Origin of the sequence: uncultured Tateyamaria sp. (assembly GCF_947504105.1) — a bacterium.
Lineage (GTDB): Bacteria > Pseudomonadota > Alphaproteobacteria > Rhodobacterales > Rhodobacteraceae > Tateyamaria.
In genome coordinates, this window is sequence record NZ_CANNGP010000004.1 from 53924 (window position 1) to 67835 (window position 13912).

The window sequence follows — 13912 nt, forward strand, 5'->3', positions numbered from 1 at the left end:
TCGGTTTCCGGTGTCACGTTTGCGGCAACAAAAGCGACGCGTCCCCGTACGAAAAGAAGCGGTATTCCGACTGCACCGCGTGGTCATAGATGGCGCGAATGCGATCCTGCCCCATCAATGCCGATACCAGCATCATCAATGTCGACTTGGGCAGGTGAAAATTGGTCATCAACCCGTCTGCCACACCAAAGGTGAAACCGGGGTAGATGAAGATGTCTGTGTCGCCCTCCCACGGGGCGATGCCGCGATCACGGGCCATCGTTTCGATCAGTCTCAGGGCCGTCGTACCAACGGGAATCACCCGGCTGCCGCGCGCCTTGGCCGCCGCAATGTCTTGTGCGGCGCGGTCCGACACCTGTCCCCATTCTGCATGCATCTTGTGCTGGGTCACATCATCTACCTTGACCGGCAGAAATGTGCCTGCACCGACGTGCAATGTCACATGGGTCGTCTCGACCCCGTGCGCGGCCAGCGCCTGCATCAACGTTTCGTCGAAATGCAGCGAGGCCGTTGGTGCCGCCACAGCGCCACTGTGCTTGGCCCAGATCGTTTGGTAATCGGTCTTGTCCTGCGCGTCTGCAGGACGTTTGGCGGCGATATAAGGCGGCAGCGGCATCGCTCCGGCCTCAGCCAGGGCGGCGTCAAAATCGTCGCCCACAAGATTGAACCGCAAGTGCCCCTGTCCGTCGGCGCTGCCCTCTAGCGTGGCCGACAGATCATCCGAAAAGCGGATCGCCTCTCCCGGCTTCACCTTTTTCAGCGGTTTGACCAGCGCTGACCACGCCCCGTCAGCGCGGGGCTCAAGCAAGGTCACCTCGATGCGCGCTTCGGTCAGGCCCTGTGCACTTTCCCTTGCACGCGTGCCGAAAAGGCGCGCCGGGATCACGCGCGTGTCGTTCAGAACCAGCAAGTCACCCGGTCGCAACCACGATACAAGGTTCGTGACCACGTTGTCGTAAATCATGTCGCCTTCGGCCACCAGCAATCTCGCCGACGACCGCGGTGACGCAGGGCGGGTGGCAATCAGCGCCTCGGGCAGATCAAAATCGAAATCATCCAGTTTCATGCGCGCCACGTAGCGACGCAATCATCGTTCATCAATGCGTTTTTGCCGTTCAATCCGTCTTTGTTCGGCCTCACTGGGTCCTGTGTCCTCTGGCACAAACGCTTCAGGCACCACGGGGGGTTGGCTCTCGCCTTCGACGCGCGGTACATCGGGTGCCGGAGCGCGAAAAATCTCGCGGAACATGCCCGGCGTCAGCGCCGACAGCGGGTTGACCTGCACACGCGGGTTCGCCGCCGGACCGCGCAGCCGGTAGTTGAAGCCGATCAACCCCTCGCCCCGCCGGGTAAAGATGCTGCCGATCCCGTTGATTAGAAACAGCGGAGAGATCACGCCCTGCATATTCAAACGCCCGCCCGCCACGTCATAAACACCATCCATGGACAGCCCCATCGACGGACCTGTCGCACTGGCCTGCGTCAGCGTCATCGTGGACGGGGTCAGACGAAACGATGCCTCGACGTTCTGAAAGTGAATGCCGCTGCCGCTCATCTGCTCCAACAAGCCGACGATACTCAGGGCGTTCAAAAGGGCAGCTATGGCAGGCGCGTCCTGCACCCGCGTCTCTGTCACGTTCAGCGTGCCGTCAAAGCTCGCGGCTCCCACGGGCAAAAGGGTCAGGGACAGCGCCCCGCCTCGCGCCTGTTTCAGAATGCCCGCCGATGCAGCCACACCGCCCGCATCGTCCGCGGTGATGCGGATGGCACTGCGCCCGTTCTGCGGCAGCACTTGCCCCCGGATCGGTGTCTGTCCGTTGACCCGAGCGCGAAATTCTCCGTCCAGCCCGCGCGCCATGTTGAACTCGCCAGACACACCATCAAGCGCAATAGTGTCCGTGATCTGCAAGCGATCAAGGGTCAGGCTTAGCGGCCCGCCCCCCTGTTGCCCACCGGTCCCGGCACCCGAGCCGCCGAAATCCGCCTCGCGCAGATCCAGCGTTCCGCCACGCACCTGCACGGCCGGAGCAGCGCCGGGGCCACGGCCCCACAGATCTACCGGGCCATTCATCCAGTTACCGACCCGAACAGTGCTGAAACTTGCCCGCTCCAGCCCGCCGCCGGGAATGAACGTGATCGACCCCTCTGCCTGCAAACCCGGCGCGTCCAGCGCGATCCGGTCGACACGGGGCAATGGCCCAAGCCGCCCATCAAGCGTCAGAGAGCCGGCGGTCGACGCCGGTTTGGACCAGCCCAGGGGCGGCGATGACAGCCGGACCCCACGTAGATTGGTGGATAGGGCAAAGGCAGGGGTGCCGTCGCCCGCGGGCAGATCAATGGTAATGTCACCAGACCCCCGCCCTGTCACCAAACCGGGAGGAAGCCCCAGTTCAAAGGCATCAATCGTGCGCTCCGACAACTCGATGGTGCCTGTGACCTGGCTGGGTTGCGGAGATCCACGGCCCAAAGGCTGCGCCCAGCGCGCATCGAACGGCACCCCGTCCAACGTTCCCACCCCTGACACCTGCACGCCGTCTTGCGACGCAACCACGCGCAACGTATCCGCAGCCAGCCGGCGGCCCTCGATCAGTGCCGTGCTCAACACGTCCCGCGCGGTGCCGGTCGCATCATATTCCACATCCTTCGGCTGCAACCCCTTCTTCATGGCAAAGGCCAGCGTCCCCGCCGCCTGAAGGCGTCCATCCGCCAACGTGGGCGACAGGCCGGCACGCTCCATCACGCTGAGCGGCGGCACATCCAACAGCGACAAGCCCGCCGTCACTGTCCCATCCGTTTCCAAGCGGACAACGGCAGGCACGCCCTCTTTTGCGCGCACGTCGGGAATGATGAAGGACGACCCGCTGACATCCACGTGTCCGCCAAGGGGGGCCGCAACAACCCCCTGATCAACCGAAACAACAAAGCGTCCGTCCAACAGGCTGGCACTGCCGCGCGCCTGCTCGATGGGCGGCATAGTCTTGAGGTAACGCACGCGCGCGTCCTCATAGGCGAACCCGGCATAGGCGACAATCGGGCTGCCCGGTTCATCGCGCAGCGCGACATCCAGATCGCGCATCTGACCATCCTGCAGGTTTTCAAGCACCCACTTGCGTGCCTTAGGGGCATAGCGATCCGGCCAGATCTCAAGCAGGCGATCCGGCATCATGCCCGCCATCTGCGCATCCAGCTGGTAGCTCCAGCCATCCGGTGCAGCAAACAAAGCCCCACGCGCAATCAGGTCCTGACCATGATCCTGAAACAGCGCCTGCCCGACATCCAGCCGAAACGGATTGAGGCTCAAACGGAAGTCCAGCTGAGCCGCGTCCATCTGAATGGGTTCGGGATACAGATTGTCAGGGTTGGCGCTCAACGCGCTGGCCCGGAATTGGCCCACAAGATCGTCAAGACCACCTTGATCGTCCAACCCCAGGACCGCCTGACCATCAATCTGCGCAGTGATCCACGCGCTCTCAACGGACAGCTCATCAAAGGTCAGAACCGTGTCACCGGGATCATAACTGAAGTAGCTGCGCGCCGACTGGAACGGCACCGGTCGTGTTGCGTCGGTTGGCTGAATGACACCCGCGCCGATGTTCAGCGACACGTTCAGTGGATTCAGCACACCATCCGCCCCAATGCCGCCACGCACCGCACCGGATATCGGGGCACGCACCACATCAAGCCATTCGAAGGGCGGTGCAAGAACCGCAATGTCTCCTGCATCGACATCTTCCACGAGCACACCAAAACTGGCGGATGACTGACCGACCTGGCCCTCGTAATTGGCTTCCAGCGTCGCCACGCCCTCTCCGCCGCTCAGCAAGGCAAGGTCCGAGGTAATGCGCACCGCGTCACCATCGCGCGACAGTCGCATCCGACCGCCGTCAATCGTCCACGCGCGGGCCGACCGGATATCTTCGATCCGCAGGGTCAGCGCCTGAATGTCGCCTGAGGTCAGGGCAGACAACCCGGGCAATGTCAAAAGTTCGTCGACACTTTCGATCAACAGGGCAAGGTTGGCGGCCCGTTGTGTTGGTCCGGTCAGGTCCAGACCACCGGATAGAATGACCGATCCATCAATCTCACGTCGCAGGCTGGCAAAGACTCCCGACACGCTGATGTCAGTGGGGCGAAATTCGCCCTGCACCAGATCGGTCAGGGACAAACCGATCCGCATTTCGGAAAAGCCGACAATCTCGACACCTGCGGTGTTCAGCACTTGCACATTGGTCATGCGCACCCGCGGTTTGGCGTTGTCCTCAACCATAAGGTCCAAAGCATCGAACCGAAGTGACGCCGCACCCAAGGCTTCACCTGCGCGCACCTCTATCCGGTCGCGCACCCAATCAGGCGCCGTAACGGGCCGCCCGATCAGCACATAGATCGCAGCCCCCATGAGGGTGGCAAAGACAAGGCTGAAAAACATGCTCCCCAACCCAAGGCGACGCCACAGGCTTTTTTTCCGCCGCGCGGGCGGTTCGGTGATCGGATCTGCACTGCTCATGTCTTTATTCTTGTCTACCCAGCCCTATCATGCCAGTCACAACTTTCCCAAGTCTTATGAAAAGGCCGAAACATGCTGGATATCGCTTCCCCCGCCCCTGACTTCACGCTGCCTGACAGCGACGGCAATGACGTGACCCTGTCGGCGATGCAAGGCAGCCCGATCATTCTGTACTTCTACCCGCGCGATGACACGCCGGGCTGTACCAAGGAGTCCATCGCCTTTTCCGAACACCTGGCCGAGTTCGAGGCCGCAGGCGCCAAGGTCTTCGGCATTTCCAAGGACAGTGTGGCAAGCCACGCCAAATTTGCCAAGAAACGCGAGTTGACTGTGGGCCTGTTATCGGATGAAAACGGCTCGGTCTGCGAGGACTACGGCGTTTGGAAGGAAAAGAACATGTACGGCAAGAAGTACATGGGCATCGAACGCACAACATATCTGATCGACGCCAACGGCAACGTGGCGATGGCCTGGCCCAAGGTAAAGGTACCGGGTCACGCCGAAGCGGTACTGGCGGCCGTCAAAGCCCTTTGACCGGTTGGGGCCTGCACGAGCGGTTTCAAACCTCGGCGGGTGTGGTGGCAGCCGGACGTAGCGGCACCGGCCCAGCGCTGGTGCTGGCGCATGGTTGGCCATGGTCTTCCTTTTCCTGGCACCGGGTGATTGCCACGCTGTCCAAACGGTTCACCGTATATTGGTACGACATGCCCGATTTCGGCGCCTCCGAACGTCGGGCAGATCGCGCAAGCGGGATTGACGCACAGGCGCATGTCTTTGCCGAGATGCTCGACCATTTTGATCTGCGCGCACCCACCGTATGGGCACACGATTTCGGCGGCGCCATCACCCTGCGCGCGCATCTGATGGGCGGCGTGGATTATGCCCGTTTGGTGCTGATGAACGTGGTGATGATGCGCCCGTGGGGGTCTGGCTTTTTTGATCATGTAAAGCGCAACGCCGATGTCTTTGCCGCTGTTCCGCCCCATATCCACAAAGGCATCACCCAAGCATATATCAGCGGTGCATTTGCACATGGCATTGCCCGGGCGGACTTGGATCATCTGGTGGCACCATGGCTGGATGCCGAGGACCAAACCGCCTTCTATCGCCAGTTCGCTCAGGCGGACGAAGCGTTGACGGAAGCATTCGAAGACAGGCTTGCGCAGGTCAGATGTCCCGTTCACATCTTGTGGGACGCGGACGATCCGTGGATACCTCTGGCACACGGGCGCGACTTGGCTTTGGCTATGGGCGGACCGCCCATGACGGAACTGCCGGGACTGGGACATATGCCACAACTCGAAAACGCCGACGCAACACTCCGGGCAGTCCTGCCCGCGCTCACGACATGATGCCGCTCGCGCAAATGGCAGAGGCGGTGCTGCGCACTGCCGAAGGCCGCGAAAAGACCGCGCTGTCGCGCCAGCTGGCTTCCGAATGGCAAGCGGCGCAGGCGGATGGGCAAAGTCCCCATATCGGCACCGCTTCCCCGCCGATGCACCCGGCGCGGCCCGCAGCACCAGAACTTCTCAGTCCCCGCGACGTCCCGCGCCGCCGCCCCGGCAGTCCCGAGGGGCGCATCGCCCTGCCGCCTGCAGTCGCGCATATCGAACTCAACGCCGTGGACCTGCACTGGGACATCATCGCGCGCTTCACCCATGTGCCTATGCCTATGGGGTTTTACGACGACTGGGTCAAAGCGGCAGACGAAGAATCCAAGCATTTCAACCTGATGTGCGACTGCCTGGAGGAGTTGGGCAGCCACTACGGCGCTCTTCCCGCCCATGCCGGCATGTGGCGCGCCGCCGAAGACACCGCAGAGGACTTCATGGGCCGCCTTGCCGTTGTGCCCATGGTGCTCGAAGCCCGCGGGCTCGACGTCACACCGGGTATGATCGAGGTCTTCCGGAAGGCGAAACTCGACAGCGCGGTCGCTGCCCTCGAAACCATCTATGCCGAGGAAGTGGCCCATGTCGCCTATGGCTCAAAGTGGTTCCACTTCCTGTGCGGCCGCGACAATCTCGACCCCAAGGATGCCTTCCACAACCTCGTGCAGCGCTACTTCCACAGCCCCCTCAAACCACCCTTCAATGAAGAGAAACGGGCCGAGGCCGGCCTGCCGCCAGACTTCTACTGGCCTCTGGCGCTAACAGACTGATCCGTATGGGTATCATGCGCGGCTTTCCGCCAATTTGACACATTTCCGCACCGGTTTTGCACAGAACGTAGCGTGAGGCTTGCCGCCAAAGCGGTGTGACTTTATGCACAGGCGTTAGGGCGCTGTGTTTGGGGATATGAGCGCGTAACGGGATGGGACTAAAGGGACGAGCGTTTTGCGGACACGCCTCGGCATTAAGTGGCACGGACTTCTGGAAAAGTATTTTCCCGAGCGCCGCGTCTTTCTCAAATCAGACAATGATACCAGATTCATCCGGCTGCGCCCCGGCACACAACTGCTCGCCTTTGCGGGCAGTTCTTTTGTTGTGGCATGGGCCATCGTCGCCACGGCCATCCTGCTCATGGACAGTATCGGATCGGGCAACTTCCGCGAACAGGCCAAGCGGGATCAAAGCACCTACCAGGCGCGCCTGAACGATCTGGCTGGTCAACGCGATGCCCGCGCGGAAGAGGCACTTGCTGCTCAAAACCGATTCAACGCGGCACTCCAGCAGATTTCACTCATGCAGTCCGAGTTGTTGTCCTCCGAAACCCGCCGACGTGAACTCGAAACCGGAATCGAAGTGATCCAGGCGACGCTCCGCGGCACCATGAAAGACCGCGAAGCCGCGCGCGCGCAGCTCGCTGCGCTGAAGGACCAGGTTGAAACTGGCGGTGCAGGTATCGCACTCGCCGCAAGCGGTGGTGGCGCACCCATGGATTTTGTGGCTGACGCGCTCGCAAAAACCGCTGCCGAACGCGACAAGATCGAACAGGACGCGCAGGATGCGCTGCTTGCCGCCGACGCAATGGCAACCGAAATCGCGCTGATGCGCGAACAGAACGACCAGATTTTCCGCCAGCTCGAAGAAGCGATGACCGTCTCGGTTGCGCCGCTGGACAAGATGTTCCGCTCCGCCGGCATGCCAACCGACCGCATTATCGAACAGGTGCGGCGCGGCTATTCCGGCCAGGGTGGCCCGCTCACGCCCCTGTCCTTCTCCACCCGCGGCGAAGAGCCCAGCCCCGACACGCTGCGCGCCAACCGTCTGCTGAACCAGATGGACACGCTGAACCTTTACCGGATTGCCGCGCAAAAGGCGCCGTTTGCCACCCCGGTCAAATCCGCCTTCCGCTTCACCTCATCCTTCGGCTTTCGCCGCGACCCCAAAACAGGCGGGCGGCGCATGCACAAAGGCGTCGATTTTGCTGCCGGTCTGGGCACGCCGCTCTATGCCACGGCCGACGGCGTTGTAACCCATGCAGGCTGGCAATCAGGCTATGGGCGCCTTGTCAAAATCCAACATGAGTTTGGCATCGAAACCCGCTATGCGCACCTTTCACGACTGAGTGTGAAAGTTGGCCAAAAGGTCTCGCGCGGGGATCGGATTGGTGATATGGGAGCATCCGGACGGGTGACCGGTGTGCACTTGCACTACGAAGTCCGCGTCGGCGGAAAAGCCGTAAACCCGATGATCTATATCAAGGCAGCCAACGATGTTTTCTAAGAGCAAAATCAACGATCCCGCGCCCAGCAGAGATGCGGAGAAAAAAGCGGCACCGGCCGCCCCTGCCCCCGCAGCGCCCAAACAGCAAAGCGAATTCAAGGCCAGCGCGCCCAAGGCGAAACCACCCGCATCGCTTCTCTCAGCTGACCTGCACGTCACGGGCAACATGAAAACCACCGGCGACATCCAGGTCGAAGGCACAGTTGAAGGCGACATTCGCGCCCACCTGCTGACCATCGGTGAAAGCGCCACGATCAAGGGCGAGGTCGTCGCGGACGACGTCGTGATCAACGGTCGCATCGTGGGCCGCGTCCGTGGCCTGAAAGTGCGCCTGACCTCGACCGCACGGGTCGAAGGCGACATCATCCACAAGACCATCGCCATCGAAAGCGGTGCCCATTTCGAAGGGTCCGTACAGCGTCAGGACGATCCCCTGAACGCGGGCGGCAACAAGCCCAAGGCACCACCGCAGCAGCCATCGCCAGCGCCGCAAAACGGCTAGGGTCTTTTTCACATGACAGATACACGGGCGCCCCAGACCACTGCGGCGCCCGTTTTTCATCCCGGGTTCTGCGCGGAACGCAGTCGCCCCTACATCCTTGTTGCGGCGGTACTCGCCTCGGCCCTCGGCATCATAGACGGCACGGTCGTAGCCATCGCCCTACCCGCCATGCGCGACAGCCTGGGCGCGGGGCTGGTTCAGGCACAGTGGATTCACAATGCCTATATGCTCACGCTATCGGCCCTGATCCTTGTCGGCGGGGCCATGGGTGATCGTTTTGGACTGGGCCGCGTTTTTGGGCTGGGCATTGCGCTTTTTGTTGTGGCGTCGATGTTCTGCGCCCTCGCCCCCACGCCGCTCTTCATGATTGTCGCGCGCGCAGTGCAGGGTGTGGGCGCGGCCATCATGGTACCCGGCTCGCTCGCCCTGATTGCCCGCGCCTATCCTCGCGAAAGTCGGGGGCGCGCCATCGGCACATGGGCTGCTGCAACCGCAGTCACCACTGCTGCCGGGCCCATCATCGGCGGGCTTACCCTGACCATTGGCGGGCCCGAAATGTGGCGCTGGATCTTTGCAATCAACCTGCCACTTGGCGCCTTGGCGCTGTTTCTACTATACCGCCATCTGGGCGACGACCCAGCCAAGGAGAATGCCCGCGTTGACATTCCCGGTGCCCTGACCGCAACCGCCGCTCTGCTGGCCATCGCATGGGGACTGACCTCGCTTGATCATGGCGGCAACGCGACGATGTGGTTGATCAGTGGCGCGGTGATGCTGGTGATATTCCTGTGGACGCAAAAGCGTGGCGATCATCCGATGATGCCGCTCACGCTCTTTGCCTCCCGCTCCTTCTCAGCCGCGAATGCGCTTACCTTCACACTCTATTCCGCGCTGTCGATGATGTTCTTCTTCATGCCCATGACCTTTATCGCGGGCTGGGGCCTGACCGAGATCGCAGCCTCGGCCGCTTTCGCGCCCATGTCGGTGTTCATTTCGCTTTTGTCGGCACGCGCCGGCAGACTGGCTGATCGGATCGGCCCTGCGCCCTTGCTCATGGGTGGCTCGTTGGTGGTTGCGACAGGCTATGCAGCAATGGCCACTCTCGCCACTTATCAGAACTTCTGGGGCCATATCCTGCCCGCCATGTGCCTCGTGGGCCTTGGCATGGCAGCCGTCGTGGCCCCGCTCTCTACCTCTGTCATGGCAGCGGTGGACGAAACCCAATCCGGAACCGCCTCGGGCATCAACAATGCCGTGACGCGCATGGCGAGCCTCATCTCGGTCGCCGCAGTCGGAGGGGTCATTGCCGCCCTCTACGCAGGTGCAGGCGGCACAGCCAGCTTCGGGATCGAGAGTGACACAGCGGACCATGGCGCAGCTATGACAGCGGCGTTCTCAGGGCTGGCCTGGATCGCAACAGCACTCGCCGTGATCAGTGCCGGGTTCGGTTGGCTGACCCGAAACGTAAACGAAAATTAACCTTTAATCCAATTTAAATCGTTTAGGTTTGGCTCTTAAGGGTATGATCTAAAAAGAAAAAAGGTCGTACTTAAAGTACGCCCTCCCACTTTGTCCCCGCGGGGACAGATTTTTACTCGGTGACAGACACCTTGGTCATCACATCCGGCGCACCTTCAATCGCACCAGACCGCGGATGCCCCCGCTTGATCTGGTCCAATACCTCAAGGCCCGAGGTCACACGGCCCACAACGGTGTACTGTCCATTCAGAAACGGCCCCGGCTGGAACATGATAAAGAACTGGCTGTTGGCACTGTTCGGGCTTTGCGAACGGGCCATGCCGACGACGCCACGATCAAAGGTGATGTCCGAAAACTCGGCTGGAAGATCCGATTGATCAGATCCGCCGGTCCCTGCGCGACGACCGTCGTAATCAGCTGTCGTATCGCCGAACTGCACATCACCTGTTTGCGCCATGAAGCCGTCGATCACGCGGTGAAAGGCGACATTGTCATACTCGCCCCCCTCGGCCAGCGCCGTGATGCGTGCGACATGCTGCGGTGCCGTGTCTTCCAGAAGATCGATGGCGATGGTGCCATTGGCCTCACCGCTCACCTCAATCTCAAGGCCCGAGGCCAGCGCTGTCCCCGCAGGGACAGCAAGTGCCGCAGCGACGATCAGGTTACGCCACATCGGCGGCCACCTTCACGCTGATCATACGGTCAGGCTCGGCAGGCGGCTCGCCCCGCACGATGGCGTCCACGTGCTCCATACCCGAGGTGACCTGACCATAGACAGTGTACTGCCCGTTCAGGAAATCATTGTCCTTGAAGTTGATAAAGAACTGGCTGTTGGCGCTGTCGGGGTTGGCTGACCGCGCAGCCCCCAACGAGCCACGAGCGTGGGGGACCTTGGAGAACTCGGCCGGAACGTCCGGCTTGTCCGAGCCACCGGTGCCGGCCATGCGGATATTGAACCCGTCTTCCATGTCGCCATGCTGCACGTCGCCCGTCTGCGCCATGAAACCGTCGATTACACGGTGAAACGCGACGTTGTCATATTCACCGGCACGCGCCAGTTCCTTCATCCGCTCGACATGCTTGGGGGCCACGTCGGGCAGCAGTTGAATGGTGACGGTTCCGCCTTTGAGCTCCATCAGGATCGTGTTTTCGGGGTCTTTGATCTCGGCCATGTGCGCCTCTTTCCAATTGGTTTGGGCATCTACCTAAGCCGGTGGGCACGCAGGGACAAGTCACCCGGTTGACCCGAGGTGCATTTGCCGCGATGCAAGGGCCAACGCAGAGGCAAAGGAGTGCGCGACATGGGCTGGAAATCGCTGGATGACATGAATCTGAACGGCAAGCGCGTTCTGACCCGCGTCGATATCAACGTGCCCATGGAAGACGGCCGGGTTACCGACGCCACCCGCATTGAGCGGATCGTGCCCACCATCAAGGACATCCGCGCACGAGGCGGCAGCCCGGTGTTGCTGGCCCATTTCGGACGGCCCAAGGGCCAGCCCAACCCCGAGATGTCTTTGCAGCCCCTCGTCCCTGCCCTCGAACAGGCGTTCGGATGCGCGGTCACCTTTGTCGAACGTCCCAGCCGGGACTGGATCGACGCACAGCCTGCCGATGCGGTGATCCTTGTTGAGAACACCCGCTTTTCCCCAATGGAAGAAGCCAACGATCCGCAGATGGCACAATTTCTTGCCTCCCTTGGCGACGTCTATTGCAATGACGCGTTTTCGGCCGCGCACCGGGCGCATGCCTCGACCACCGGCGTGGCCCATCTGTTGCCCAACTGCGCGGGTCGGTTGATGCAGGCTGAACTGGAAGCGCTAGAGGCGGCCTTGTCCAATCCGAAGCGTCCCGTCGGGGCTGTTGTGGGTGGAGCCAAAGTGTCGACCAAGCTGGACCTGCTGCAGAACCTCGTGAAGAAGATCGACGTGCTGGTGATCGGCGGAGGCATGGCCAACACATTCATCGCGGCACAAGGCGCGGACCTTGGCGCATCTCTGCAGGAAGCAGACCTGCACAACACCGCGCGGGACATCATGGCGGCAGCCAAGGACGCAGGCTGCACCGTGATCCTGCCGACAGACGGACGTGTCGCGCGTGAATTCAAAGCCGATGCGGACCATGAAATTGTTGCCCTTGGGCAAGATACGAAACTGGCAGATGACCAGATGGTTCTGGATGCTGGCGATGATGCGGCAGACGCCATCGCGCGGGCGTTTAGCGATTTGGAAACGTTGATCTGGAACGGCCCCCTCGGCGCATTCGAGATAGCGCCATTCGACACCGCGACGATGGTGGCAGCCAAGGCAGCGGCGGCACTGACGAAGGCAGACAAGCTGGTCACGGTTGCAGGTGGTGGGGACACCGTTGCTGCACTCAACCAGGCGGGTGTTGCAGATGACTTCACCTATATCTCGACGGCCGGGGGCGCATTCCTTGAATGGATGGAGGGTAAAGACCTGCCCGGGGTAGCTGCGCTCACTCAATAGTCAGCGCGTGCCGGTTGGCGCAGACGCGCCTTAACCCATATGATGCCCTATCGATCTGCATCAAATGGGGGACACGACATGGCCTGGACACTGATCACCGGCGCATCCGAAGGTTTGGGCGTGGAGTTCGCGCGCATCGCAGCCAAGGAGAACCGCAATGTGATCCTGGCTGCACGCTCCAAAGAGAAGCTGGAGGCTGTCGCCGAAGAGGCACGCAGCCATGGAGTTGAGACAGTGGTGATCCCTGCCGACCTGTCCGACATGGCAGAGGTCGACCGGTTGTGGTCCGAAGCGAGCAACGGACGCGAGATCGATGTCCTCGTGAACAATGCGGGCCTTGGTTACAACGGCCCGTTCGACGCCGGTCAGGGATGGGAGCGCGAACTAGCCTCGATCAATGTGAACATGCTGGCGCTGACCCGGCTGATGAAGCTGGCGATCCCGCACATGCAGGGTTTGCCCAAGGGGCGTATCCTGAACGTCGCCTCTGTCGCCGGGTTCACCCCCGGTCCGCAGATGGCGGTGTATCACGCCACGAAAGCCTATGTTCTGTCCCTGTCTGAAGCAGTGGCCGAAGAATTGCGCGGATCATCCGTGACAGTGACGGCACTGTGCCCCGGTGCGACTGCCACCAATTTTTTCGATGACGCCGACATGCACGGCGTGCGCCTGCTCAAGATGTCGAAGCCCATGAACGCGAGGGACGTGGCCGAGGCCGGTTGGCTACAAGCACGGGTCGGCAAGCGGATCGTCGTACCCGGTGCAATGAACAAGATGTTTGCTTTCCTGCCCCGGATATCGCCGCGAGCCCTGACAACGCGGATAGCCGCGCAAATGATGGGAAAACACTAGGCCTTGTAAACAAAAGGGATTCACAGCGCGAATCACCTGTGCCATAGTGTTCGAAACCGCCCAAAGAGGCGGGAACAAAGGCAGCAGTTTCACATGTCCCGTACCGCACGCCCCGCAGTGGGCACATTTATCTTCTTCTCGGTTGCGTTCGCCTTGGCGATCTACTTCACCTTTGCCGCCGTGCAGGGGGATTTTGGTCTGTTCCGCCGTGCCGAGATTGAAGCGGAAGCGCGGGACCTGTCGCGCCAGCTTTCTGAGGTCCAAGTGCAGGTGGCACAGATGGAGAACCTGACCAAGCGTCTGTCGGACGATTACCTGGATCTTGATCTGTTGGATGAACAAGCCCGAAGCGTTTTGGGCATGTTGCGCAGCGACGAAATCGTCATCCGCTAACTCCCCGCAAAACCGCTATTTTAAACAC

13 protein-coding genes are annotated in these 13912 nt (G+C 61.4%); 9 read left to right on the plus strand and 4 right to left on the minus strand.

Annotation, left to right across the window (positions count from 1 at the left end; translation table 11 throughout):
- Positions 1-13: 13 nt before the first annotated feature.
- Complete coding sequence (gene queA / locus Q1A75_RS03975; protein WP_299549250.1) at positions 14-1066, minus strand: tRNA preQ1(34) S-adenosylmethionine ribosyltransferase-isomerase QueA; 1053 nt, start codon at positions 1064-1066, stop codon at positions 14-16.
- 21 nt (positions 1067-1087) lie between these two features.
- Positions 1088-4504, minus strand: coding sequence for a hypothetical protein (locus tag Q1A75_RS03980; RefSeq protein ID WP_299549253.1), 3417 nt, complete (start codon positions 4502-4504; stop codon positions 1088-1090).
- Between the two features lie 72 nt (positions 4505-4576).
- Here Q1A75_RS03980 and bcp point away from each other — a divergent pair, with 72 nt between their 5' ends.
- The 6 genes from bcp to Q1A75_RS04010 all read left to right on the plus strand — a co-directional run bounded on the left by bcp (position 4577) and on the right by Q1A75_RS04010 (position 10150).
- Positions 4577-5038, plus strand: coding sequence for a thioredoxin-dependent thiol peroxidase (gene bcp / locus Q1A75_RS03985; protein ID WP_299549256.1), 462 nt, complete (start codon positions 4577-4579; stop codon positions 5036-5038).
- Positions 5035-5856 carry an alpha/beta hydrolase gene (locus Q1A75_RS03990; RefSeq protein WP_299549259.1) on the plus strand — a complete coding sequence of 274 codons (822 nt, stop codon included), beginning with the start codon at positions 5035-5037 and terminating at the stop codon, positions 5854-5856. The genes bcp and Q1A75_RS03990 overlap by 4 nt, the downstream gene beginning before the upstream one ends.
- Complete coding sequence (locus Q1A75_RS03995; protein ID WP_299549262.1) at positions 5853-6662, plus strand: ferritin-like domain-containing protein; 810 nt, start codon at positions 5853-5855, stop codon at positions 6660-6662. Before Q1A75_RS03990 ends, Q1A75_RS03995 begins: the two co-directional genes overlap by 4 nt.
- A gap of 175 nt (positions 6663-6837) precedes the next feature.
- Positions 6838-8169, plus strand: coding sequence for a M23 family metallopeptidase (locus Q1A75_RS04000; protein WP_299549265.1), 1332 nt, complete (start codon positions 6838-6840; stop codon positions 8167-8169).
- On the plus strand, positions 8159-8671 hold the full coding sequence (locus tag Q1A75_RS04005; protein WP_299549267.1) for a polymer-forming cytoskeletal protein: 513 nt from the start codon (positions 8159-8161) through the stop codon (positions 8669-8671). Before Q1A75_RS04000 ends, Q1A75_RS04005 begins: the two co-directional genes overlap by 11 nt.
- 12 nt (positions 8672-8683) lie before the next feature.
- On the plus strand, positions 8684-10150 hold the full coding sequence (locus Q1A75_RS04010) for an MFS transporter (RefSeq protein ID WP_299549270.1): 1467 nt from the start codon (positions 8684-8686) through the stop codon (positions 10148-10150).
- A 112-nt stretch (positions 10151-10262) separates the two neighbouring features.
- Here Q1A75_RS04010 and Q1A75_RS04015 read toward each other — a convergent pair whose 3' ends face one another.
- Together Q1A75_RS04015 and Q1A75_RS04020 are read right to left on the minus strand one after the other, a co-directional pair.
- On the minus strand, positions 10263-10823 hold the full coding sequence (locus Q1A75_RS04015; RefSeq protein ID WP_299549273.1) for a peptidylprolyl isomerase: 561 nt from the start codon (positions 10821-10823) through the stop codon (positions 10263-10265).
- Positions 10813-11322: a peptidylprolyl isomerase gene (locus tag Q1A75_RS04020; RefSeq protein ID WP_299549276.1), complete on the minus strand. Its 510-nt coding sequence runs from the start codon at positions 11320-11322 to the stop codon at positions 10813-10815. Before Q1A75_RS04020 ends, Q1A75_RS04015 begins: the two co-directional genes overlap by 11 nt.
- Positions 11323-11451: 129 nt before the next feature.
- Here Q1A75_RS04020 and Q1A75_RS04025 point away from each other — a divergent pair, with 129 nt between their 5' ends.
- The 3 genes from Q1A75_RS04025 (at position 11452) to Q1A75_RS04035 (ending at position 13884) form a co-directional block, all read left to right on the plus strand.
- Positions 11452-12639 (plus strand): phosphoglycerate kinase, encoded by a 1188-nt coding sequence (locus Q1A75_RS04025; protein ID WP_299549279.1) that lies wholly within the window; start codon positions 11452-11454, stop codon positions 12637-12639.
- A 78-nt stretch (positions 12640-12717) separates the two neighbouring features.
- A complete protein-coding gene (locus Q1A75_RS04030) occupies positions 12718-13491 on the plus strand; it encodes an SDR family oxidoreductase (protein ID WP_299549282.1) in 774 nt (257 codons plus the stop codon).
- 93 nt (positions 13492-13584) lie between these two features.
- On the plus strand, positions 13585-13884 hold the full coding sequence (locus tag Q1A75_RS04035; protein ID WP_299206591.1) for a septum formation initiator family protein: 300 nt from the start codon (positions 13585-13587) through the stop codon (positions 13882-13884).
- The last annotated feature ends 28 nt before the right edge of the window (positions 13885-13912 follow it).